Below are 25405 nucleotides of genomic sequence, written 5' to 3'. Positions count from 1 at the left end.
CATTCACAACACCATGGAACTTGATGAACTGTATATATCCGTGTCTTTATGGACTATTCATCTTCTCCATCCTGTACGAAATTGAGCACAGCTTCGTCTACTGCCGCGGTCTGTCCAAGGTCCGGCTGATCTGACAGTTCGACTTCGCAAGGTGCGGGACGGCCATGCAGTTCAAATACAACCAGTTCGTTTTCCCCTTTACGCAATAAAGGGCCGGGAATATATAACGCCCTCTGCGGCCCCGCCTTCCAGTACCGGCCGAGATTGAAGCCATTGATCCAGGCGACACCTTTAGTCCAGCCATCAAAGCGAAGAAACGTATCCCCGATGTCCTCCACCTGAAAATGTCCGCGGTAAAATCCGGGCAGGTCTGCGTTTTCCGATTCCGGCGTGGACAGCTCTTCTTGCTCCGCCTGCCCTTTAACCGTAACCTGTTCATAAGAGAGTGAGGACAGCATTTCCGGCTCCAACGGCAGCGTCCGGATCGTCCAGTCATACAGGAACTGGTTATCGATTCTCACGCCTTCCGTGATTCCCTTAGGATCGTGGATAAGCGGCCCATAATTGATCCGGCCCATGTTCTCGACGAGAATATCCAGCCTCGCTCCGTTTGCGGGTACGGTAATATGGAGCGGCTCTGAATTCCATCGTTCGATAACGCCAAGCGGCCGACCATCCAGAAATACCTGGGCACGATCCCGGACCTCCTGAATATGCAGCTGCTGTCCTTGCCGCGGTCCCTGAATAAATGTGCTGTACAATATAAAGCCATAGGACTGTCCGAATTTTTCCATCGGCTGGATGCATACGCTTTGTATCGGTTCTGAGAGATGCTCTAAATTGGCATCCGCAAACAGGCCTGCCATTTCAGACAACGCAACCTTTCCGTAGGCTACCTTTGGAATGGGATCCGGGAAGACACAACCCTGCTTAAAACCATGCTTGCCGAGCACCAACCGCACCGCCTCATATTTCTCCGTCTGATCCCCCCACTCCGTCAAAGGGGCATCATAATCGTAGCTTGTCGTCGTTGGCTCATATGTCTGGATGTGATTCGCTCCACTGTAAAAGCCGAAGTTGGTTCCACCATGGAACATATACATATTTATCGAGGAGCCCTTCTCAAGCATTTCATCCAGTACGCCGGCGACATCCGCCGCATCCCGCACATGATGGTCCTCCATCCAGTGATCAAACCAGCCGTTCCAGAATTCCATCACCATCAGCGGCTCTTCCGTACGATATTCCCGGTATTTGCGGAAGGATTCTTCTACCCGGGAACCGAAATTCACAGTCGCATGCACATCGTCAAGTGACCCGCCTAGCAGCATTTCATCGGTTGGCCCATCTGAAGTAAAGAGAAGTACATCCACTCCACGCCGTACCAGTCCTGCGCGCAAATACTCCAGATAAGCGTGATCATTGCCGTAACTGCCGTATTCATTTTCGACCTGAACGGCCAGAATCGGCCCTCCATGTGTGGACAGCAGCGGAACCAGTCTTGGGATCAACTCATCGTAATAATGATCCACCTTGCTTAAATAGAGCGGATCACTGCAACGAAGCCGGACTTCCCCATAACCAAGCAGCCATCCCGGCAATCCTCCAAATTCCCATTCCGCACAGATGAACGGGCTGGGTCTGACAATAACGTGCAGGCCCAATTTTCCGGCTAATTCGATAAACGATACGACGTCGGCCATACCGCTAAAGTTAAATTCCCCTTCTTTGGGTTCGTGTACATTCCAGGCAATATAAGTTTCAACGGTATTGAAGCCGCAGGCCTTTAATTTTAATAGCCTGTCCTCCCAATATCCAGGAACCACACGGAAATAGTGAATCGCTCCCGATATGATCCGGTACGGCTGCCCGTTCAACAAGTATTGCCCGTTCTTCCAAGTGAGCATTCCCATTACAGATCCCTCCACACTTCTTGATAAAATCCAACGTTTATTGCCCGCAGCGATAAACCGCCATTTTTTTGATTTTCGGACTTGCGGCCGATTTCAGTATACGTAAACGCACCTTGTCCGTAGATACTGGCGAGAACGCATCGATTTTCTTGTGACCGATCGCGCTGCCGCGTGTAAGCTCAAGCCACTCTCCATCGATGAACGCTTCCAGCACATATTGACTTACACGTTCTCCGTAAACGATCTCCTCCATGACAACGGCATGATCGATCACGCATACTCGGGAAAGGGTCATTTCAACGACCTCGCCCGATCCCGAGGTTTCAGCCAGGGCATGACCAAACCGACGCTCGATCTCTCTGCCAAATGCCAGAAGCCGCTTTACATCGGCTTCTGGAAGCAGCCCCCGATGGTCTGGAGCGACATTGAGCAGCAAGGTTGCCCCATGTCCGACCGATCGATAATAGATTTCCATTAGTTGATCAACAGACAACAGCAAGTGTTCTTCGTCTGGATGCCAGAACCAGCGGTCTTTTCGGATAGGGACATCACATTCCGCGGGCACCCAGCCCGGCGTCTCCGGTAGCCACCTCAGCGATTCTTCGCTGAACATGCTGCCCCGTGAAGAATCGGCTGTGTTCCAGCAAGGATACGGAGCCACGCCATCCTCATTGCCGACCCAACGGATCGTGGGCGCACCCATATTAAACACCATCGCGCTGGGCTGATGCTTTTTCACGAGATCCATGATTCGAGGCCAATCATATTCGCGGCCTTCCGACCCAGCGCCGTCAAACCAGATTTCCACAAGCGGACCATAGCCGGTTAATAGCTCCTCCAATTGTTTGCAATAAAAGTCATCATACTTTTGCGGGTCGGCATAACACGGCTCGTGCCTGTCCCAAGGGGATACATAAATACCGAATCCGATGCCCTCTTCCCGGCAAGCATCCGCGCATTCTTTTACGACATCGCCCCGGCCTTCCTTCCACGGACTCGAGGCTACGGAGTAATCCGTTGTCGCCGTCGGCCACAGGCAAAAGCCGTCATGATGCTTGGCCGTCAATATGAAATAACGGAATCCGGCTTGCTTCGCGGACCGAACCCACTGCTTGGCATCCAGGCGGTCCGGATTAAACAAAGATGGATCATCCCTGCCTTCCCCCCATTCCTGGTCACAGAACGTATTAATTCCGAAATGGCAGAACATCCCGAGCTCCCTGTCCTGCCAGGCTAGCTGCTCTGGAGTCGGCAAAACAGCAAGATAATCCGATTGCTTCTTCAAATCATCATTCATCTCTTTTTCACTCCCTCATATGAGTCATGCTTCAATATGAAACTTGATTCCAACAATTCAGTGAATCACACGGTTCATTATCTTTTTAATACAATCTGATAGGTCTCTTCCCCCTCTGCCGCAAACGTATATTGATAACCCGAGCCTGAGCTTAGGCATGTTATCGGTACAGGAACATGCGTGGAATCAAGGATTACAAGCTGATGCCCGCTAAATAAAACACAATTCCGGAAATTCTCAGAATAAATCTCAGCCGCTTCAAGCCTGCCTTCTTTCCAGCTGATATTCACTATATAACCGCCTCTAGCACGGAGTCCCTTCACCGAACCACTTGCCCATGAGGACGGCAGAGCGGGAAGCAAGCGAATTTCGCCGCCATGGGACTGCAGCAACATCTCCTGGATCGCGGCCGCTCCGCCGAAATTGGCATCAATTTGAAAAGGGGGATGGTCACCGAACAAATTCGGATGTACTGCCTTGACCAGCAGCTCGCGAAGACTGTCATGCGCTTTCTCTCCCTCGCCAAGTCGAGACCAGAAATTCGTGATCCACGCTTGACTCCAACCGGTATGTCCTCCGCCATACTTCAGGCGCCGTTCCAACGTTGCCCTGGCAGCTTCTCCTAGCTCGGGCATTCGATGAGGGATAATCTGTTCTCCCGGATGCAGAGCGAATAAATGTGAGATATGGCGATGACCCGGCTCAAACTCTTCATAATCGACAGCCCATTCCATGACCTGTCCATATCGGCCGATTTGGGGCTGAGGAAGCATTGCCCGTGTACCGCTCCATTGTCTACTCCATTCCTCATCCATCCCTAGAATCTCCGCTGCTTCAATACAAGCGGTAAATAATGCATATATAATTTGTGAGTCCATCGAAGGGCCGGAGCATAAGGAACCAATCTGTCCTTTCTCGTTAATATAGCTGTTCTCCGGTGAGAGCGAAGGCGAAGTAACCAGACAGCCGTTCTCATCAAAAACAAGAAAATCAAGATAGAACAAGGAAGCCTCCTTCAGTACTGGATAAGCCCGTTCACGCAGGAATGACTCTGACAGATTATAGCGATAATGCTCCCATAAATGCAGGGCCAGCCACGCCCCGCCCATCGGCCAGAAAATGGCAGGTGTCCATGCTCCAAACAAGCCGCTCTCTGCCCACAGATTCGATGATGTGTGCGCCGTAAACCCTCTCGCCCCATACAGAGATGCCGCGGTCTTCCGCCCGTTTATGACCAACCGATCGATAAAATCGAACAATGGCTCGTGACATTCCGGCAAATTGCCTGTCTCGGCAATCCAATAGTTCATCTGCAAATTAATGTTCAGATGATAATCACTCTCCCAAGGGGGGGTGAAGTTTTCGTTCCAGATTCCCTGCAAATTGGCAGGTAAACTTCCCGGTCTCGAGCTTGCCATCAGTAAATAACGTCCATATTGATAGAACAACGCCTCAAGCCCAGGATCATTCACCCCTTGCCGATAAAGCTGTAATCTCTCCGAAGTAGGCATATCCACAATTGCAGCTTCTGCCTCTGAAGTACCCTCCTCCGATACCGGAGTTATCAACGAATCAGCCGCTTCGATTTCCAGACTTACTCGCTCCAATAAAGCGCAATGATCAGCTATATGCTCATCCAGCAATGTGTCATATGGAAGCAATGCAGCGGATCCCGCTTGTTGCAGCGCCTCCCGGTACGGATCATCACAGCGAAACGATGTTTGAGCGGCGAACAGCAAGGTAACGGCATCAGCAGACTGGATATCGAGGTAATTGCCAACCGTTTGACACTTGCCGCCAATCGTATAGGCATGAAGTACTGCCGCGTATTTAACACCATCCGGCCCACATATGCCCTCCATCGCCAATGTACGTTCATTTTCCCGCTTTATGTTTCCATCGAAGGGGCGCCTGCTTAACCGGGCTGATAAATGAATAGCTGCAGGTTCCGATGCGGAAATACGAACGACAAGGACTTGATGAACAGCACTTGCAAAGACTTCCCGGTCATAGAAAATGCCGTTCTCTTCCCAGCATACGGAAGCAACGCCCGTCCTCAGATTCAGCTCCCGCCTGTATTGATTAACTTCGGATGTGTCGGACTTGAACTGAAGCAGCAGATCTCCGAGCGGCTGGTAAGGTCCAAAGTATTGCGGAGCATTCGTAAAATGTGTAAGTGCCAACTGCTCCCCCTCTCGCAGCTCCCCACAGCGAAGAAGAGATCTGATATCATCCAGCTTTTGTATCGCCTCTGGATTGTCATGCTGCTTCGGTCCGCCATACCATACCGAATCTTCATTCAAACCAATCCGCTCGGTGGACACACCGCCAAATACCATGGCTCCGAGTCTCCCGTTGCCGACGGGAAATGCCTCCGTCCAGACCTTTGCAGGCCGTTGTTCTACAAGCTTTCTAGTTTCGTTGATCATCGCTCTGCTCCTATTTTGAGTATCTCAATAGAATAAGGGCTGCCTCAGATGTATGATTACTGAGGACAGCCCTTCCAATCAATAGCTAAGCATCAACCTTTCGGTTTCCATCCGGCCCGATTACTTAACAACGCCTTTTTCGTTAATGATTTTTGTAGCCTCATCGACCATCCATTGTTGAACCTCATCAATCGGCTCGTTGCTGAGCATGAATTTCGCAAAGCCGTCATCAATGATCTTGGTCAATTCCGAAGTATCCGTCATCATGACTTTGGCTGCATCAAGATACTGGATTTCATCGCTAAACAGCGTATATTTCAGCGAATCCATATCGTACTTATCCTCTTTACCGGCAACCAGCTTTGTCAACAATTCTTCGTTATTCGCTTTCTTGTAGCCAGAGAACTCAAGTCTGTTGTCCGAATCGGCTGTTGTCATAAATCTCATAAGCTTGAAGGATGCTTCCTTGTTGGTGGAATTGGCACCCAACGCAAGCATACTGCCACTGGTGAAGTATTTTCCTTCATACTCTTTAGGTTCCATTCCCGCAGGAGGCACAGGTACAGGAGCGAAAGCTGTTTTGAAATCATGCGGATATTGCTCGGTATTGCCTGGGTCCGCTATCGTGAAGTTGCCTGTAAGAATCATAGCAGCTTCTTCATTAAAAAATTCAGTACGGTAGTTCAGCTTCGCGGCAAGTACGTCACTGTAAGGTTTGGCCGACTTGTCCGTCTCCTCCATATCTTTACGGAGCTGGAAGAAATACTTGTAAGTCGGATCGGCCAGAATGGTAGTCCCGTCCTCATATACGAACGGATCTTTCATCATGGTTTGTGCCGGAGCGTTCATATAAAGCTCCCATGTATGGAAGTAAGACCCGTAACGCTTGTCTACGCCTTCGCCCTTGGTCAGCTTCTTGGAATAGTCGCGGTAATCATCCCAAGTCCAGCCGAATTTCGGAACTTCAAGTCCCGCTTCATCCAGGGCATCCTTATTGAGCATCACATAGTTCATGCTCTTGGTGTACTGCATGCCATAATACTTGTCTTCTAACTTGGCATTGACAAAGTATTCGTCTTCCGGAACGAGACTTTCCTGCTCATAGAACTCGTTCAGGGGAGCAAGTGCTCCACGTGAGGCGCGTTCGAGAACTCCGCCCAAGCTTGGGAATTGAATAACATCGATCGCTTCACCGGATGAGATCAGGAAATCAAGCTTTTTCAACATTTCTACGGAATCACCTGGAACCAGAACCACATGTTCGACCTTGATATTCGGATTCTGATCCATAAATTCCTGGAGCATGGCGTCCGTACCCGCCTGTTGAGCTTCGTTATCCCAGTTGTAATACTTGACGGTAACCTGCTTGTCCGTCTGACCGCTTCCACCGTCCTTGCTGGCACCGCTTTCAGACCCGGAATTCCCGCAGCCGCTTAAGACCAGGGTGCTCGCCAGGATCGTGCTAAGAATGACGGATAATCTGTGTTTACTTTTTTTCTTCATCTTACTTCCCCCTGCACAGATAAATTAGTTGTGGTGCTGTTTTCATGTTCATTATAGGCACCAGCATGGCGGATCAAGTGCACAATTTTGAGGTTCTAGGATTACATTTTTGACTTTCCGAACTTCTGATTTTTGACATTAGACTTCGTATCAACCTTTTACCCCGCCTAAAGCAATGCCGTTTATAACCTGCTTTTGCAATGCGATGAACACAATGACCAGCGGAATGATCGCCGATACGGACGCCATCATCATAATGGCATAGTTGTTGGTATAGTCATCACGGAACAGCGTCATCCCCAGTGGAATCGTGTATAAGTCCTTGTCCAGCAAGAAGATGAGCGGATTCTGGTAATCGTTCCAGGTCCAAATGAATTTAATAATCGCTACCGTAGCAAGCACAGGCTTGCACAGCGGAACCATAATGGAAGCAAATGTCCGCATATGACCCGCTCCGTCAATTCTGGCCGCTTCCAAGTATTCATCACTGATCCCGATCATAAACTGACGCAGCAGGAATGTGAAGTAGATCGAGAACATGCTCATGAAGATGATGGCTGCATGCGTATTGTAGAGGCCAAACCAGCGAATCAGCAAAAATCGCGGGATCAGCGTCGCCTGATCCGGAATGATCATGAACGAGAGCAAGGCCATAAAGACGAGGTTCCGTCCTTTGAAGCGAATCTTCGTCAGCGCATAGGCTGCCATGGATGAGATAATCAGTGTGATTAAAGTCGTAATAATCGCTATTTTAAAAGAATTAAAGTAGAAATCATAGAAGGGAACTCTTCCCATCCAGACCATCTTGAAATTGTACGCCAGATTCACCTTTTCCGGTATCCATTGAATCGGGAATCGCATAACATCCTTCTCATATTTAAAAGCCGCGGAAATCATCCAGATAAGCGGAACGAGAAACACGATGGACAATGCCCCCATGATAAGGGTGATTACCACTTTGGACACGTTTTTTCGAAGCAGCTGCATGTACATTCCTCTCCCTCCTTATTCTTCATTTCTCATTTTCCAGGTGAGCGCGGTAATCAGACCGATAATCGCGAACAGCAACCAGGAAATGGCCGAAGCGTATCCCATATTGTAGTATTTAAAGCCTTCCTCATAGATGCGGAATACAAGCACGGTAGAAGAATTGTTCGGGCCGCCTTCCGTTAAAAAGGCAATGATGTCAAACACTTTAAACGAGCCGATCAACATCGTAATCAACAGGAAGAAGGTCGTCGGGCGGAGCATCGGAACCGTGATCGCAAAAAACTTTTTGATCGAACTGGCACCGTCAATATCCGCCGCTTCGTAAATTTCATTCGAAATGTTCGTGAGCCCAGCCATGTAGATTATGATCGTGTAACCCAGGCCCGCCCAGGAACTGATAATCGAAATCGCCAAGAGCGACGTTTTCGGATCGACCAGCCATTTCGGCGGACTGCTGATCCCGATGTCCATCAGAAACTGGTTGATCGGACCCAGCGATGGGTGGAATAATGCGCTCCACACCGCAGCAACTGCGATGATCGAAGAGATATAAGGAATAAAGAACGCGACTTTAAAATAACTCTTGAAGAACACGCTGTTGTGAATCAATACCGAAAGCACCAAGGCGATCGCAATCGGGATCGGCACCGTAAGAACCATATAGATCAAGTTGTTCTTTATCGCTTGCATAATGGTTGGATCATGGAACATCTTTATGAAATTATCCAGTCCGGTAAATTCGATACCCTGGACACCCGACAGCATATCCCAATCGGATAAGCTCAAATACAAAGAAAATCCAAGGGCAAATACGTTTAATAGCAGCATTCCGACGATTTCCGGGGCCAGAAAGAGCCACCCGATCAAAGCCTCTTTCCGCTTGGGGGTCCAAAACTTCCGTCGGCTCTTGGGCACAGGTTGTTGTACAGCCTCCATGTAGCATCACCTCAACAATTTGTAAGTTGTCATTATAGTAATACATCCGCTATCGGCAAGAAGGAGGGATTATGACCAGCCATGTGCAAGATTTTGACCTATGTTCAGCATTAGAAATATGCTGCTTTGCGGGGACCCCAAAACATATAAATGCGAATACATTATTGCTAACGCTTCGCTGAAAACTTATACGTTCTTAAATCTTAAAAAGCCGCCCTTGCCAGGCGGCTTGCTGCTGTAAATGTGAATTGAACTGTAGCGGTCCACTTATTTTCGCGCGGTGTACTTCGCTTTATATTCGCTCGGCGTGGTCCCCACGTATTTTTTAAACACTTTTGAAAAATACGTCCGATCCGAATAACCTAATCCCATAGCAAGAGACTCCAGATTTTGTCCAGACATTCTGAGCATTTTGGTAGCCATCTTCATTTTGTACTGATGCACGTAATCCGTGAAGGTCAACCCCGTCATCCGTTTGAAATATCGCGAAAAATAGCTCGGATTCAAGAACAGATAGCGTGCCATATCGATCGACGTGATGTTATCGTCAAGATGCTGATCGATATATTGCTGGATCACCTGCAGCTTCGGCTCATTCGGGGAGCTTCCTACTCCCGTTTGCCGGGTTCCAATAATCTGGATCAGCTTTCTCTCCACCAGTTCCATCATATCCTCCAAGGTGCGAGCTAAAGCAAGATAGGCAAACAGATCCTCATCGAATTTCAGACTGGAGAACATCAGCTCGATACCGCGAAGCATGGAGGAAAGGTCCCTGGCAAAGTCGTTCGGATCAATCGACAGCTCTTTTGCGGTCCCGGCGATCTTCTGAAGCGCAGCGCGTATTCCGTCGAGATCCTGCTTGATGAGCATCCGTTCGAGCTCTGAAACGTAGCTGTCAAGAAACCCCTGTGGCGCAGCTTGAAACCACCGCGACCTTATTTGCGAAATTTCGGATATCGTATAGTCGGTATTTGCGTAAAACTCGCACTTGCCATGGAGAATTTCCTGATAGATAGAACCAATCGAGCTTAATTCCATTTTGTCTGTGACCGCGATAACGTTTGGTTGAATTTTCAGAAAGTGAACGCACTGGTAACACAGCCGCTGCAAATAATTATGAAGATTCAAGCTGGCATTCTGTGCGAGATTTACCCTGAAGTTATGCAGAATCACAATGTTCCCCTGCTCCATGAACGGCGTAATTCCTTCATACGATTCGGACAATTCCGTCGCGATATTGTAGACAGCGTATAAAATCAGTGGAAATTCTGTTTGTCTGAAACGCTTGTCAAAGCTGGACAGTTGAATGCTGACCAGTCCCAGCATAAACCACGGATACGTCCAAGAGATGCCGATCTGTGCCGCATAAGCCAAAGTAGCATCGGACGGTGAGCCATTGATTACCCTTTGCAGCAAATCCTGCCGAAAGAGCTGGCTGTTGTAACTCGCCGCCTCGCGATTAATCAGACCGGCCCGCGTCTTTAACAAGTGCATGGATTTGCCAAGACTCTGCTCCAACTGCTCAGCTGTAAGCTGATCCTTGATCAAATAATCATCCGCTTGCAGCTTTACGGCTTGCTGGGCATAATGAAAATCCTCATGACAGGTCAGGAAGATAATCCGAACCTCCGGCTTCACGCGAATAAAATGGTCCGCCAACTCAATGCCGTTTTTCTGTGGCAGTCCGATATCCGTAATGACAATATCCGGACGTAATTCCTCAAACATATGCAGCGCTTTCGCACTGGAATACGTACTGCCAGCAATTTGCAGATTGTTTGCCTCCCAGTCAATCATCTGTTGCAGTACCTTGAGCATAGGAACATCATCGTCTATGAGCATTACTCTATACATCATTCTTCCTCTCCCTCCGGTAAAAAACCATGATGATGACTTTGGGGCAAATACAGTGAAACTGACATTCCACCCTGCGGAAGGTTGGCGAGTGTCAAACTCGCTTCCGGTCCGAAGGTCAATCGGAGTCTTTGGACGATGTTCATTAGACCCACTCTCTCATAAGCTCCATCCTGCTCGCCGCTTGGTTTTCCCAGCCTACGGTTCAGACATTGGAGCATGTCTTCATCGGCCCCGAAGCCATTGTCTGTAATCTCAATTCGGACTCCGTCCGGATTGCTTCGGGAACGGATCTCAATGCGTGGAGTCTGATGATCGACAAGCCCGTGGACGATGGCATTCTCAACGACAGGCTGTAAAATAAGTTTCGGCAAAATGAGCCCCTCGGTTTCCGGATCCAGATCGACCTCTAAATGAAGCGGGATTTCATTGCGGATCTTCATAATGTCGACATAATGGCCCAGCAGCTTGCATTCCTCGCGTAAAGTGGCCGGCTCATTGACCTTGAGATAAGCTCGAAGCAAACTCATCAAGGAATCAATAATTCCACTATGAAGTGTATCTTTCGTCAAGATCAGACTGCACTTGATCGAATTCAGCGTGTTAATCAAAAAATGAGGGCGAATCTGCATAAACAAGGCTTCGAGCTCCATCACCCGCTTCTGTTCCTGCTCCTGTTCGATATCGTGAATCAGCCGCTGTAATTGATCCAGCATCGTATTCAGCGTCTGCCCCAATTCGGCGATATCATCCTTGCCCTTGACCTCCAGTCTGACATCGAGGTTTCCCATTCCGAACTGGCGTACAACCCGCTGCAGCTTGAGAATCGGACTGTGCAGCCTTTTGGCGATCAGGATGGACATCCCGGAGAAAACGAGAAACAGCAGAATGACCCCGGCTAGACCGGTATAAAATGTCCGGGAGATTTGCCCCGACCACTCTTTCTCCGAAGCCTCATAGGCCAGCTTCCAGTTCGATTTCAAAATGGTTCTGTCCGTTCGGACACTCCCCTTGGTCTCCGTATGATGCGGGATCAGCCCCGAATTGCCTGCGATGAATTCCCCGTTTGTATCCAGGAGAGCTACCTTACCAAAGTCGACCGTACCAAGCAGCCTGTTGAAGTACGTATCGGAAATGGCGCTGAGCAATACGGACACTTGCCTCTTCTCGCGGCTGTCATAGATCACCCGGGCGATATAGTAACTCTTCCCCTTCCCTTCCGAGTCGCCGCCGGCCATCCCAAGCCATTGCAGGGTTTCCGGTTTATTGAGATCAACGCGCTGCATCAGCTTGTCGACACTGCCGTTAATTGCGGTCAAATCCTCTGTGCCGGAAGAGATGACGAAATGCTGACGGTTGACCAAGTACATGCGAACGTTATTATTCAGCGGCTTGGAGTTGATCAGGGAAAACACATCCTGAATTTGTCTAAAATGCACATAATCCTGATAAGTTGCCAGCCGTTTCGTGTCTGCAAATGACTTCAGGATATTGCGAACATTTGTATCGTTCACGATAAAATGGGAAGCAAACGTTACATCGTCAATCGTCTTGCTCAGCTCATCCGTCATGACGTTCAGGAAATTCTCGTTGCTGAGCTGCAGCTTCTCTACCATCGTATCCCGGATCAGAACAAACGAAATGATAGAAACCGCAATCAGCGGTATAAAGATCAGCAAAAGAAACGACAGCTGGATGCGTTTGTAGTAGGTGAATTTGAACATTTTTCTCTGCGCCTCTCTTATGCTATTGTCCTCTTTATTCTATCAGTCCTCTGTGCTGGAAGCATTCATTAAATGATCACGGTTACTTGCTTATTTCTGCCTTGGAGGGTCATCAGCACAACCTCTCCGAAGATCTGCATGCCCTCGACCACATAAGAATCATAATGACCGGACGGCGCACGGTGACTAACAACGAGAATAGACTCCTCTTCCATACCCGGGAGCTGAACCCCGCATGCCTCAGCTTGCCCGTCATGAACCTGCTCACCCGTATGACGATATACAGGTACCTTACGGACTCGCGGAACGGCTGTTTCGCCTGGACGATGAGGATAGAGCACCTGCATGATGCTGATCAAACCTTTCCCTGTCCGGGAGTAGGCCGCATTCGCATTAGGTTCCAACAGGTTATATTCACGGGATATGACGCCCTCGCCCACTTCCCCAAGCAAACCGTCTGTGGTTACGGGGATAATGGATAGATTCGCTTCCCCAGGGGTGTTTGTACGACAAATCAATGATTCCGCTTCCATCAAGGCTTCTCCTGGCGGATGCGGAAAATGAAAATGCTGAGTAAAGGTATGCTGCTCAAGGCACACCAAGCTGTCGATCAGCAGCCAATAATATGGCTTGATAAAGATGATCCTTCTGCGCGGATACATCGGCTCATTCCCATAGAGATAGCCGTCATGCGCCCCATCAACATAGTCAAACTCCGGCTTGCTGATCCATCTGCAGCCCAGAGGCCCGGCAATCCGATCGAAAGACCAGGTGTCCTTGACCCCGGTAAACCCGATTCCGTCAACGACCGTTGTGTTATGGGCCGAGCTCTCCTTTAATGCTGTTCTTAGCGGTGTATGATCGCTATAGTTGTACCTCCCAAGATCAGTGAGCAGGTCACGGCCGTAGGCATGGAGATCTATGTGCAGCATATCGGCGTGTCCGTGACCTCCCCCTAGTGGACCGCAGTGAAAATAAAGGTACAGCGCTTCTTCGTCCCAGTCCGTTCGCATTGTATAATGACCGGAATGGGTAAATGCTCTGCTCAGGTATAGCGGCTCCGCGGGAACCATTGCTTTGTAATCCCGAATTCCCTCTATGCCGAACAGCCAGGCATTATCATGATCCGGCCGAGCATTTCCGCCAAAGCGCAAAACGGAATCGCCAAATAGCCACGCGGCATAGGTCAGAATGGAACGGATATCACTGTCGTCGCTGTCTCCCAGCATCGGCTGCCTGTGATTCGGCTTCGCCCAGTACAGAGAGGCTCTGGCCATCTCGCGGACCGTACGACGGAATGCACCGTCAAGCTCCAACCCGTTAAGATTGGCGAGGTGAACGCAGTCAAGATAACAAGCCAGCACCTCATGATGGTACGTTGGCGACTGCTCCCAGTGAATGCCATCCGCCATGATCTGAAGTCTAGCTGTCTCCTTCAGCCTCTCTTCCCCCAATTCCCGCCATCCTGCCGACTTACGGAATTCGGGGAAGAACAGTGCAATATGGTATAAACCGCAAGTCTCCAGGACACCCCAGTTGCTGATATGCTTCCAACTGTTGAAGGAAGCGGCCAGATACTCCCCGTGCTCGTGAAGCGAAATCAGCGCTTTACTAAGCAGCGATGGAGTCAGGGATGGACTGCCGATCATGTATCGAAGTGCCTTGATCCAGTTCACGCTGCGCAGGCCTGCTTCGATCGGGCGCCATGTCAACGTATCCGTCGTTGGTTCTCCAGGGACAGGATTGCGATTGATCCAGTCTTCAAGCTGCTGGCAAAACACCGCCGCATACTTCTCATCGCCTGTCATCGCATACGCTTGTCCCAGTGCTACCCAATAGCGGTGGCGATTCAGCATATAAGCCCACTCCACGTCTTGATCGGGAATATGGCGCCAGTCAATATCACCGTCAAATGTAACGGGAATCACGCTCCGTTCCATATCCCATGGAAAGCGGAACAGAAAGGTTTGCCGCACCACCTCATCCGCTGTCTTCATCACGGTTTCCAATTCATCCGCACAGTGTCGCTTTACATACTCGGTGATAATTTGCTTTTCCTCACTGCTCATCCACCATCCGGGTGTCTTCCGACAAGAGAAGTGTTTATGCAGCTTGCACGGTATATCGTGCATATGACCTTGATCGTCTGCATCCTGCATCGGACGCATAGCGGGATCCTCCAGGTTCAAGACCGCCAATACGGCATTCACTGAAGCTTCCGTGGCATCAGCGTTCATACCAGTACCCCTTGCTCCCTGTCTCCATCCGAATCAAAGCCTCCAGGTAGTAATAATCTCCCCAGATCATGAAGTCATCCGGTGACAATCCGCCGCGCACATGATAAGAGCCATGCTGCAGCAGTCCCTCCGCCTCTTGGCCGATCGTGGAATAATTTCGTACCAGCGAGGTCATGGAATCCTTCAGGCCTTGCTCAAAGTCGGCTCTATCGGGATCCTCCTCCTCCAGATGTCCAATCAGTTCCAGCAAGCCTGCTGCCACAATGGCGGAGGCCGAGCTGTCGCGATAAGTGTCGGCGGTTACGGGAGCATTAAAGTCCCAAAGGGCGACATGATCCTCCGGTAAGTGCGCAAGGAAATACCTTGCCATTCGTTTAGAAGTATCGAGGTATACATGATCTCCTGTATAATGGTAAGCCAGTGCAAAGCCGTATACTCCCCAGGCTTGTCCCCGCGTCCATGTCGACCCGTTCGTATAGCCTTGATGCGTGGCACCTCCGATCGGCTCCCCGGTATGCGGATCAAAGAAGAAAGTGTGGTATGAACTGTCATCTCCCCGCACCAGATAACGCCTTGTCTTCTCCGCCTGCATGATTGCAATTTCTCGATATTGGGACTTTCCGGTTTGCTGTTCAGCCCAGAACAGGAGCGGCAGATTCATCAAACAATCGATAATGATGCGGCCACCCTCCTGTTCATCCCCTTCAGGACCCCAGGCTTGAATATATCCTCCGCCCGGACGCCAGCGTTTCAGCAGCAAGTCCGCAGCCTGAAGCGTCAACTGGCGGGCACTCTCGTTCTTATCAACGATCCACTCCGCTTTGGAGGACAAGGAATACAGAAATCCGATATCGTGATGATCCAGCACCCTCTTATCCGCAAAGCGTTGGCGGAAATCTTCAACGGTTCGCACAGCCCCCAATCTGAAGGCCTCGTCACCTGTGTATTCATAACATAGCCAGAGAAGGCCGCTCCAGAAGCCGTTCGTCCAGTCGTCATTGTCATTCAGCAAATAAGCTCCGTCCCTACTGACGTGGGGAAATCTTGTCCCGAAAGTATCCATGTTCTTCCGGATTTTCTCTACGGCGTCTTTAATCGCACTGCTCCACATAACCTCTTACTCCCTTCAAATCGATCATGATTACGATTCATGATAAGGAGAGTCACCCCGTTCTTGTAGAGCCGATTTTTGCCTTGATGTGCAATATTTTGACTTTCAGGTCCCTAGGGCGGTAAAAATGGAACAAGCCTGTTCCTTTTCGCTCGAATCCAACCAAAAAAAACGATCCGAGTTAACCTCGAATCGTTCCGTTCTACAGACCGATAGGTCTAGCCGTCGTACTTCTTCCACTTTCTGATTTTGGTTCTGAAGCTTTTGAACGGTGCGACGGAATTGATATGCAGCCATTTCCACATCGGCCAGTTGGCACTGGTTACCGTCCACTTGCGAACACCCGAATGAAATAACTCTTCCTCACTCAGTTGGTTGATCCATTCACACCATTCTTCTATCCTCTGCTTCATCAACGAACGTAATTCTTCCAAAGAATATGCATCATACGTATGATAGAATTGCTGATACAACGCCCCCAATTGATTCCATTTATAGTCAGGGGTTGGCGTCGTAACTTCTTTACCCGCAAGTTCATCCTTCTCCCAGCTCATCACCAGCGTTAGCCATCCGAGCTGATAGGCGATCATCTCTTGGGGTGTTCTGTCCACTTCGCCTATACGAAGATTCCTTTTATCCTCTGGAACATCATCAAATTCTTGGTCAAAAAGCTTGTACGTTTTTTGAATTTCAGTGATTAAAGCTTCTTTGCTCTGGTACGTTTGCAACGGTACCCTCTCCTTCATCATCTACATGTTCCACCCACTTAACAGGGGCATCCAAATTATACCATGCCCTGAGGCCATGTACGGTGATGAAAATCATCTAGGTTCTCTCTACCCGGTAGCGCTTTAAACCTAAGCAAATAGAAGCCATGAAAGCTAATAATCCACTAGCTCCAGCAGTGATCGAGAAGGCTCTTACATAATCCGCCAGGCTTGCATCTGAGAGGGACAGCCCAAGCGAGTGAGTGAACAAAATGCTTATAAATGCAACGCCCAATACGTTAGCCAAATACATCATGGTGGTGAACAAACCCGAGCCTGTTCCTGCTGATGCCGCTGGTACACTGCTAAGAATCATATTCGCAAGCGGCGTTGTCGCCATACCCAGACCTATTCCATACAACGATAGGATAAGAATATTATGGATATGAAACAAATGAATGGGATCCGTATTCAGTGATACTACAAGCAGGAGTATGCTAATGCCCATAATTAGCGCGCCTGACCTTAATACAGTGTTCCCCCATCGATTGACCATCCGGGATGACAGCAACGAGGTAACAAACAATCCCAAACCCAGGGGCAGAAACACCAAGCTTGTTGTCTTCAGATTAAAATGCAATCCTGTTTGCAGAAAGTAATTCAATATGAAGAAAAATGAGAACATGCTGAGGTAAATCATCATCTCCGTGAAGACTCCCCGACGAAAAGAACGTATTCGAAAAATGGAAAGATCCATCAGCGGCGGTGTATCCTGCTCCTTTCCCTTCCGTTTCTGCAAAACAATAAAGGCAAGGAGAATCAGAATCGATAATAGTACGCATCCCCATGTCCATGATGGCCATCCCTGTTTTTGCCCCACCGTGAGTGGATAAATCAGCAAGAATAACCCGAACATGAGCAGCAATGTCCCAATCCAATCAATGCTTTGCTTTCCAGGTCCGCGGGACTCAGGGACGATCGGCAGGCCTGTAATCACAAGGAGGCCAAAAGGCACATTAAACCAAAATACCAATCGCCAGCCAAGCCCAAACCAGTTCCAATCCACCAAAACTCCGCCCAGGATTAAACCAAGCGTGAATCCTGTCCCGATGACCGCTCCATAGATTGCAAAAACCAACCCTTTTTCGCTCGGAGGAAAGGTTCGCTGGATTATGGATAGGACCTGTGGTTGAATCATCGCCGCCGATAACCCCTGGATGACGCGAACGATAATAAATAGAATTGGACTTGAAACGAATCCCCCGAAAACACTCATTACCGTAAAACCTAAAACCCCAATGAGCAGCATTCGTTTTCTGCCATACAGGTCACCCAGCCTTGCGCCCAAGATCAATGCCACAGCCAGACCTAATGAATACCCTGAAAAAATAAGCTGTGCGTCGGCAAAACTGGCATGCAGGCTGTCTTGCATATTGGGAAGTGCAACCTGCATCATATAATTGTTCAGAGAGATCAGAAGAGTCGGAAGCAGTATCAGAATAAGAGCGACCCAGCGGCGTGGATCAGCCTGCTGGACTGCCTTTTGTGCTGTCATGTCTGTTATAGTGATTTCATTCATGGGCTCTCCCTTCTTCCATATTCATGAGCGGCGTCCGGATTAAAAGCAATCGCCACCCTCCCATTGACCGGATTCGTATAAATATCACAGTCGATTTCATAGACTTGGCGTATCAATTCAACCAATTGATAATCATTATCAATGAAGATAGGGTTTTGATCTACCTGCAAAGGTATTTTCTTTCCCTGTAGAAGGAGTCGGAATCTACAAAAAAAGAACTCCAAACATGAGATGCATGTTTAGAGTCCCTTTTTCTTCTTCGTATTTATTCTAAGAACTTGACGTTCGGCTGTGATCTATAGCTTTCAGATATTCTCCCGGATTACAGCCATAATACTTGCGGAAGGTAGTCGAGAAATTGCTGACATTGCTGTAGCCGACAGATACGGCCGTTTCTCCGACATTATAGCCTTTCGTTTCCATATACCAGATGGCCTTCTCCATTCTTTGTCTGCGCACAAGCTCGAAAATCGTGAAACCGAATCGTTCGCGGAACCCCTTTTTCAATTTGAATTCATTCAGTCCAACTCTTCTTGCTAACTGTTGAATCGATAGCGGCTGTTCAAAATGATGGATGACTAATTGTCTGGCTTGTTCCAGCTTCGACAGATCGTCACGGCTTAAAAAACGGTTGCCGCCTACGGTCTCATATCCTTCAATTTCAGCAAACAATGCGATGAGCTCCATCGCCTTGCTCTCCATGTATAACCGTTTCAGCGCACCGTTATAACTGCAGTTCACCATATCCGATACACATTTATGGATAGCGGGCGTATTCGGATATTCGTCGATTTTCCCTTTATGCCGATACAGCCATGATTCCATCCTGTGTTTCTCGGTGATGTCTCCAGCATAATGAAGCAGCTCTTGCGGGGACAAACGAATCTCAAGCATATGCTGCCTAATGCCGGCCTTCTTCTCTTCATATACCAGCTCATCCTCAAAAAAGAGAACGTTGCCTGTCATCTTCCCCGTGAAGCTTTCCCTTCCATTCCACTCACAATAAATTTCGCCGTTCAAACAGTAGCTTAACTCAAACAGCTGGCATGCTTCCTGAATGTGAAGCTTCATATCTTGTGCGAAGGTAATATCCGTCACTACGATCTCCATGCCTGAACGAATCCGTGTCCTCCTGATGCTTCCCTGTCCCACCGCCGGTGGTACGGAGATATGCTCCTGCCATTCGCTAAACTGGGAAGATCCCTGAACGAGATCTGTGAACTGATCAAAAAGGCTATGAACCTCGGCATTCACGATATTTAAAGTCAATGGTGACACCTTCTTATCCCTGTAATCTTGCGTTAGCTGCATTGTACGCTCCAAACCTCTTGAAGACAACCCATTGTCATTCAACAGAAATTAGAAACAGGGTTTGATCTTAGGATTCATATCCTCTTGAGGCTATCTCTTTCTGAAGCCGTTCAATCACTTGATCTATAGAGCTTTCACCAAGTTCGCCCTCGCCCCGTTTACGGACCGATACGTGATCGGAGTTCATTTCCTTCTCGCCAAGAACCAGCGTGTAAGGCGTTTTCAACAGACCCGCTTCACGGATTTTATAACCTAGCTTTTCATTTCTTACATCGACGTTCACCCGTATGCCGGCATTCTCCAGACGCTTCTTCACCCTTAACGAGTAATCGATATAGTGATCTGACACCGGTATGATCATAACCTGTACGGGAGCCAGCCACATCGGGAAAGCCCCACCGTAATGCTCTGTAAGAATCCCGATAAATCGCTCAATGGATCCAAATACCGCCCGGTGAATAACAACCGGTCGATGCTTCTGGTTATCTTCTCCGATATAGGAAAGATCGAATTTTTCAGGGAATTGGAAATCCAGTTGGATGGTGCCGCATTGCCAGCTTCGCTTTAAGGAATCCAAGATATGAAAATCGATTTTCGGTCCATAAAACGCGCCATCCCCTTCATTAATCCGGTACGGCAGCCCTAGTTGATCCAGCACCTGCTGGAGCGATGACTCCGCCTGCTCCCACAATTCTTCAGAGCCCATAGAATCTTCCGGTCTTGTCGATAACTCGATTGTATAATCAAAGCCAAAAACTTGATAAACCTGGCTGATAAAATCGATAACCTGCTTGATTTCTTCCTGGATCTGATCTGGTCTTACAAAAATATGCGCATCATCCTGACAAAACGTGCGCACCCGCATCATGCCGTTAAGAGCGCCTGAGAACTCATGCCGGTGTACCTGACCAAATTCGGAAATACGAATGGGCAGCTCTCTGTAAGAATGCAGCGAGTTTTTGTAGACTAACATATGCCCTGGGCAATTCATCGGCTTCAGCGCATACTCCGTCTCGTCCACTTGCGTGAAATACATATTGTCTTTGTAGTGATCCCAATGGCCGGACATTTCCCACAGCCGCTTGTTCATCATCAGCGGCGTGCGCACTTCATCATAATCGCTATGGAATTGAAGCCCTCTTGCAAATTGCTCCAGCTCATTGCGGATGATCATCCCGTTTGGCAAAAAGAAAGGCATGCCGGGCGCTTCCTCTGAGAACATAAAGAGCCCCAGCTCTTTTCCCAGCTTCCGATGATCCCGTTTCTTGGCCTCTTCCAGCAGCAATAGATGCTCCTCGAGCTGCGACTTCTTCGGAAACGCCGTTCCGTATATTCGTTGCAGCATTTTATTGTCCGAGTTCCCCCGCCAATAAGCACCCGCCACACTCATTAATTTGAATGCCTTGATTCTGCCCGTAGAAGGAAGATGCGGCCCCCTGCACAAATCAACGAACTCCCCCTGCTCATACACCGAAATGACCTCGTCCTCCGGCAATTCACGGATCAGCTCCATCTTGTATGGGTCATCTTTGAAAATACGTTCTGCCTCCTGACGACCAACCTCCCTGCGAATAATCGGCAGGTCTTCCTGAACGATCTTCTGCATTTCTCGCTCAATGGCAATCAAGTCATCGGTTGTAATCGAATGCCCCAGATCCATATCGTAATAAAAACCATCCTCAATGACCGGTCCTACCCCAAAATGGACAGACTTCCTGCCATAGATCCGTTTAACGGCCTGGGCCATCAGATGAGCCGCGCTGTGCCGATACACGTATAGTCCATCCTCTGAATCCAGCGTTATGATACTTACTTCCGCATCTTGACGCAGCTCATAATCCAAATCCACGAGTTTCCCATTCACTTTGGCTGCAACAGCCTGTTTCTTCAGACCTGAATGAATGGATTCCGCGATGTGGCTCATCGTCGTTTGTGCGGGATACTCCTTTTGGCTTCCGTCCGGCAGCGTTACTACAATTGACATTGTTATCACTCCATCAAATTTTGATTGAACGCAAAAAAGCACTCGATCCCTAAGGGACGAGTGCGTTCAGCTCGTGGTTCCACCCTAATTCGATCTGAAAATTGCAAGCGCTCGTACGGCCAGCGTGCTCTTTTCGATCCTCATTCAGACATCCGGTAACGGGGATGATTCGGTGTTTTCTAGTACCATATCTCGATAGTCGAACGACCGATCAGGGTTCAAAAACACAGCTACAAAGGGGTAATTCAAGAAGCAATCACGGAGGAAGCTTTCACCAATCGCTTCCCTCTCTGGGCAGGTCGTTTCAAGAATCATGTCTTTGATGGTTGCTGATAGTAAAGTACTATAAGTCAGTTTTTTCTAATTGTCAAACATCATCTGACGGATAGATCCATGTTAAGATAGATAACTTCCAAACTCCTCTAATATATCATATGTCAGCATCTCTATCATGGTCACTTTTCTTCATTGTTCATAGACATTTTAATCAAATATCCAACACCTAAACCGACCAGAACCCCTGGAAACGCACTGCCCAGCGCTAAACCAATACCCGCCCCGATGATGACGCAAGCGTAAATAATGACATCTCCCTTATTCATTCCGTCCATCTCCCTCTGTATGTATTTATGACATAGATCGTAATTTTCTATCATAAAATACATCTTACAAGATGACGTCGCGTCACTTTCAAGTGGTTAACGTAAAAAAGTAAGGTTTAAGGCGATCGCGGAGGGAGTATCGTAATTTGCTCCGGTCTCATCAACAAGACACTTAATATTAGGGTACCGAGTGAAACTGATCCCCCTTTGCGATTTACCGCTTCATCTTGGCGCTGGTGTTCTGGATATATCTCTTCTAAATCGACAATCAGCTGGATAAATGAAGCCTCAAATTTATCGTATTTATCATTACTCTATTTAAGTAAAGAGCCGACTATCAACAATGTTGTATCTGCTGACAGCCGGCTGCTTATAAACTATCATGTTCATCTCACGCCTAATAAGACAGCCCCATGCCCGATCACCGTATTTTCCAGAGGCTGTAGAAGTTGCTTTAAATGTACCTGACCCATAACGATACAATTCTCCAGATGGCAGTTTTCAACGAAGGAGCTTGCGCCGATCGATACGTAAGGACCTATCGTGCAATCCTTCAGAATTGTACCCTCAGCAATTGATACGGGTTCGATAATTGTACAGTTTTCAAGGACTACAGAAGGGTGAATATCACTTGTCCGTCTCGCTTGAAGGGTTACACGGTTAGCTTCCAGCCATCTCGGTACGGTTCCGACATCGATATTGGGTTTGTCCGCTACGGCATACGATACCTGATAACCTCTCTCTATTAACCACTGAATAGCATCGGTAATCTCATATTCGCCTCTGGCCGATGCCTTAATCTTCCGGGCAGCTTCAAATAGGATAGGAGTGAAAACATAAGCCCCCAGCACCGCCTGATTGGATTTCGGTGCTTGTGGCTTTTCCTCCAGCCTAATAATCCGGTTATCCTTAACCTCGGCAATCCCGTAATCCTCGGGTGTATCGACTTCTCCAAGCAGTAGGGTTGCATGGTTTCCCTCGGCTTCTGCACGCTCTCTCAGCTCAGACAACGAGATGGATATGAGGTTATCCCCTAGCAGCATAATGAATGAGTGAGGACCGATAAAGGACTGTGCCAGTAATACCGCATTCGCAATCCCTTTTGGCTCATGTTGACAGATATACGTAAAATCCGCATTCCATCGTTTCACATACTCTAAACTGGCTCTAATAAGTGTTTCTTGCGAGGGATGGATGACAATCCCAATCTCAGTAATCTGTTGTTCCACTAATTTATCTATGCAGGCATGCAGCAACGGGGCGTTGGCCACGGGAAGCAAAGATTTAGGGTAGGAGCGGGTGAATGGATACAAACGCGATCCTTTGCCCGCACATAGAATAAGTCCTTTCAAAGCGCTCCTCTCCTTCCAAGATTCACACCCACAATAGACACATAACTTTACAGATCCCGATCAGCGATTCGACGGTAATTTTCAGTGAATCCTACCGGCTTGCTTCCTCTCAGATAAAAGGCGTCATTAGCTCTCCAGGTGTGACTCTGTTTATTTTTTCTTCTTACGTATACATAATTATACGGGGATGTCGCATAAGCCCTGTAGCCTTTTATCCTGCTCTGTCTTAAGAAGGCCACATCCTCACCGATAGAGCGATCCGAGAAGCGGACTTTATCCATCACATGCCTCTTAAATAATATCGTTCCTCCTTGTACAAACTCCACATATTTATTCTTCTCATGAGGAGAACGTACGATCAGCTGCTTGGAGGCCGTTAGATATACCAAACATGAATGTTTTCCGACAATATCACTCTTCGTACGATTGAGCTGTTTAATCTGCTCTTTCAAATAAAACGGTGAGTAGTAATCATCATCGTCAAACTTGGCAAGATAAGGGTATTTGGCCTTTTTAAATCCACAATTCAAACACTTTCCTAACGATATTCTCTCAGGTACTTTATACACCTTGACATTCTCGTAAGCCCGGGTTTTGTTCCGATATTTCTTTAAATCCATGCAGTCCTTATTCAGAATGATAATAAGCTCTTTATTCTTATAGTTCTGTCTCCGGTAATTATCAATCGCTTGCTCAAAAAATTGTGGCCGATTGGTGCAAACGATGATCGAAACGCCATTCGCCGCTGCTTTTTTGCCCAAGATCCTACCCCTCTCTGTCCAGTTGTCCTTTATTATATGAATCAGACAGTCATAGAGTGTAGGCTAAATGATAGAAGCAGAAGGCTTCGCTGCTGCTCTTATTGAAAGGTTTCAAACAGCACGATCTCGTAGTAACCAGTTAAATCTCCCTTGTTTCTGCTTGAAGCCAAAACGTTTAATATCTTAGCATATTATATTGCCATTCAAGGAGGCTGACCCATGGACATGTATATGGATTTAGGGGTTAAACTGGTCATCAGCTTTTTTGGGTTATGGATTATCACTTTTGTTACGGGGAGAAAAACCATCAGCCAGCTTACACCTCTTGACTTCTTGTCTTCCTTAATTCTGAGTGAAATCGTCGGGGCAAGCCTCTACGATGATAAGGTAAACATATATCATTTGTTATTCGCTCTTGCGCTCTGGACGACAATGTCTTACCTCTTCGAGAAGGCAACCACCCACTTTGTTAAGTTCGGATATTTAACGGAAGGCCGGGCGGTCCTTCTGATCGATAACGGAAAGCTCAACCAAAAATTGTTGAACAAATACGATATGGAATATAAACAGCTGTTATCCATGCTGAGACGGCAAAGCATTTTCTCGTTAACTGAAGTCAAATACGCCATTCTGGAAACGAACGGATCGCTGTCCGTCATGCGTAAACCCGAATACGAGCCGCCTACAGCCCAGGATATGGGTATGGAAGCCAAAGCGGACACCTTTACGGTAACGGTCATAGACAAGGGAAAGTTGCTCGAGGAATCGATGCTGGGCAAACCCATTGATCACAAAGAGATCAAACAAAAGGCCCAGGAGCAAGGCTTTGACTCCTTGGAGGATATTGCTTATGCGGAATATGGAGATAACGGAGAGCTGTATATTTTCCCAAAAGGGGAGGTTCTAGAATGATCTTGTATAAGTTTTCCCACTTTGATTTATCATGAGATCGCCCTGTTGTTTTCTACTGATCTTCCGACTCGGCTTCGCCCCGCAGGCAACCCGCAAGCACACGGTGCATCGTTTCGGAATAGAGGTTGTAACGTTCCCTCGAAGCTAGCTACAAATAAGGTCAACCAGCTATCTCTGGTTGACCTAATAATACGAAAAAGCCT

At 48.1% G+C, this 25405-nt stretch carries 18 protein-coding genes; 1 reads left to right on the top strand and 17 read right to left on the bottom strand.

Annotation, left to right across the window (positions count from 1 at the left end; all coding sequences use genetic code 11):
* Positions 1 to 53: 53 nt before the first annotated feature.
* From CRG97_RS13980 to CRG97_RS13900, 17 genes are all read right to left on the bottom strand, one after another.
* The gene (locus CRG97_RS13980) at positions 54 to 1913 is read right to left on the bottom strand and encodes a glycoside hydrolase family 35 protein (RefSeq protein WP_098743803.1); all 1860 of its coding nucleotides are present in this window, start codon (positions 1911 to 1913) and stop codon (positions 54 to 56) included.
* Positions 1914 to 1950: 37 nt separating this feature from the next.
* On the bottom strand, positions 1951 to 3210 hold the full coding sequence (locus CRG97_RS13975; RefSeq protein ID WP_098743799.1) for an alpha-L-fucosidase: 1260 nt from the start codon (positions 3208 to 3210) through the stop codon (positions 1951 to 1953).
* 77 nt (positions 3211 to 3287) lie between these two features.
* Positions 3288 to 5639 (bottom strand): glycoside hydrolase family 95 protein, encoded by a 2352-nt coding sequence (locus CRG97_RS13970; RefSeq protein WP_098743796.1) that lies wholly within the window; start codon positions 5637 to 5639, stop codon positions 3288 to 3290.
* 120 nt (positions 5640 to 5759) lie between these two features.
* A complete protein-coding gene (locus CRG97_RS13965; protein ID WP_098743793.1) occupies positions 5760 to 7142 on the bottom strand; it encodes an ABC transporter substrate-binding protein in 1383 nt (460 codons plus the stop codon).
* 150 nt (positions 7143 to 7292) lie between these two features.
* Positions 7293 to 8129 carry a carbohydrate ABC transporter permease gene (locus tag CRG97_RS13960; RefSeq protein ID WP_481856200.1) on the bottom strand — a complete coding sequence of 279 codons (837 nt, stop codon included), beginning with the start codon at positions 8127 to 8129 and terminating at the stop codon, positions 7293 to 7295.
* A gap of 18 nt (positions 8130 to 8147) precedes the next feature.
* The gene (locus CRG97_RS13955; protein WP_076326113.1) at positions 8148 to 9068 is read right to left on the bottom strand and encodes a carbohydrate ABC transporter permease; all 921 of its coding nucleotides are present in this window, start codon (positions 9066 to 9068) and stop codon (positions 8148 to 8150) included.
* 267 nt (positions 9069 to 9335) lie between these two features.
* A complete protein-coding gene (locus tag CRG97_RS13950) occupies positions 9336 to 10925 on the bottom strand; it encodes a response regulator transcription factor (RefSeq protein ID WP_098743788.1) in 1590 nt (529 codons plus the stop codon).
* On the bottom strand, positions 10922 to 12646 hold the full coding sequence (locus tag CRG97_RS13945; protein ID WP_098743785.1) for a cache domain-containing sensor histidine kinase: 1725 nt from the start codon (positions 12644 to 12646) through the stop codon (positions 10922 to 10924). Before CRG97_RS13945 ends, CRG97_RS13950 begins: the two co-directional genes overlap by 4 nt.
* A 68-nt stretch (positions 12647 to 12714) precedes the next feature.
* Positions 12715 to 14883: an alginate lyase family protein gene (locus CRG97_RS13940; protein ID WP_098743782.1), complete on the bottom strand. Its 2169-nt coding sequence runs from the start codon at positions 14881 to 14883 to the stop codon at positions 12715 to 12717.
* Positions 14873 to 15994 (bottom strand): glycoside hydrolase family 88 protein, encoded by a 1122-nt coding sequence (locus CRG97_RS13935; RefSeq protein WP_098743780.1) that lies wholly within the window; start codon positions 15992 to 15994, stop codon positions 14873 to 14875. The genes CRG97_RS13940 and CRG97_RS13935 overlap by 11 nt, the downstream gene beginning before the upstream one ends.
* Positions 15995 to 16212: 218 nt before the next feature.
* On the bottom strand, positions 16213 to 16743 hold the full coding sequence (locus CRG97_RS13930; RefSeq protein ID WP_237566391.1) for a ClbS/DfsB family four-helix bundle protein: 531 nt from the start codon (positions 16741 to 16743) through the stop codon (positions 16213 to 16215).
* 76 nt (positions 16744 to 16819) lie between these two features.
* A complete protein-coding gene (locus CRG97_RS13925; protein WP_098743777.1) occupies positions 16820 to 18280 on the bottom strand; it encodes an MFS transporter in 1461 nt (486 codons plus the stop codon).
* 270 nt (positions 18281 to 18550) lie between these two features.
* Positions 18551 to 19591 carry a helix-turn-helix transcriptional regulator gene (locus CRG97_RS13920; protein WP_237566390.1) on the bottom strand — a complete coding sequence of 347 codons (1041 nt, stop codon included), beginning with the start codon at positions 19589 to 19591 and terminating at the stop codon, positions 18551 to 18553.
* A gap of 67 nt (positions 19592 to 19658) precedes the next feature.
* Complete coding sequence (gene thrS / locus CRG97_RS13915; protein WP_098743774.1) at positions 19659 to 21575, bottom strand: threonine--tRNA ligase; 1917 nt, start codon at positions 21573 to 21575, stop codon at positions 19659 to 19661.
* A 455-nt stretch (positions 21576 to 22030) separates the two neighbouring features.
* The gene (locus tag CRG97_RS33265; protein ID WP_202618922.1) at positions 22031 to 22177 is read right to left on the bottom strand and encodes a hypothetical protein; all 147 of its coding nucleotides are present in this window, start codon (positions 22175 to 22177) and stop codon (positions 22031 to 22033) included.
* Between the two features lie 386 nt (positions 22178 to 22563).
* Positions 22564 to 23529, bottom strand: a complete 966-nt coding sequence (locus tag CRG97_RS13905; RefSeq protein ID WP_098743767.1) for a sugar phosphate nucleotidyltransferase — start codon at positions 23527 to 23529, stop codon at positions 22564 to 22566.
* Positions 23530 to 23576: 47 nt separating this feature from the next.
* The gene (locus CRG97_RS13900; protein WP_237566389.1) at positions 23577 to 24290 is read right to left on the bottom strand and encodes a glycosyltransferase family 2 protein; all 714 of its coding nucleotides are present in this window, start codon (positions 24288 to 24290) and stop codon (positions 23577 to 23579) included.
* Positions 24291 to 24509: 219 nt separating this feature from the next.
* On the opposite strand from CRG97_RS13900, the gene CRG97_RS13895 reads away from it, so the two are divergent.
* Positions 24510 to 25202, top strand: a complete 693-nt coding sequence (locus tag CRG97_RS13895; RefSeq protein WP_098743762.1) for a DUF421 domain-containing protein — start codon at positions 24510 to 24512, stop codon at positions 25200 to 25202.
* Positions 25203 to 25405: the final 203 nt, after the last annotated feature.

It is taken from the genome of Paenibacillus sp. EZ-K15, assembly GCF_002573715.1.
Lineage (GTDB): Bacteria > Bacillota > Bacilli > Paenibacillales > Paenibacillaceae > Paenibacillus_AQ.
This window is presented reverse-complemented; position numbering and strand designations above follow the sequence as displayed.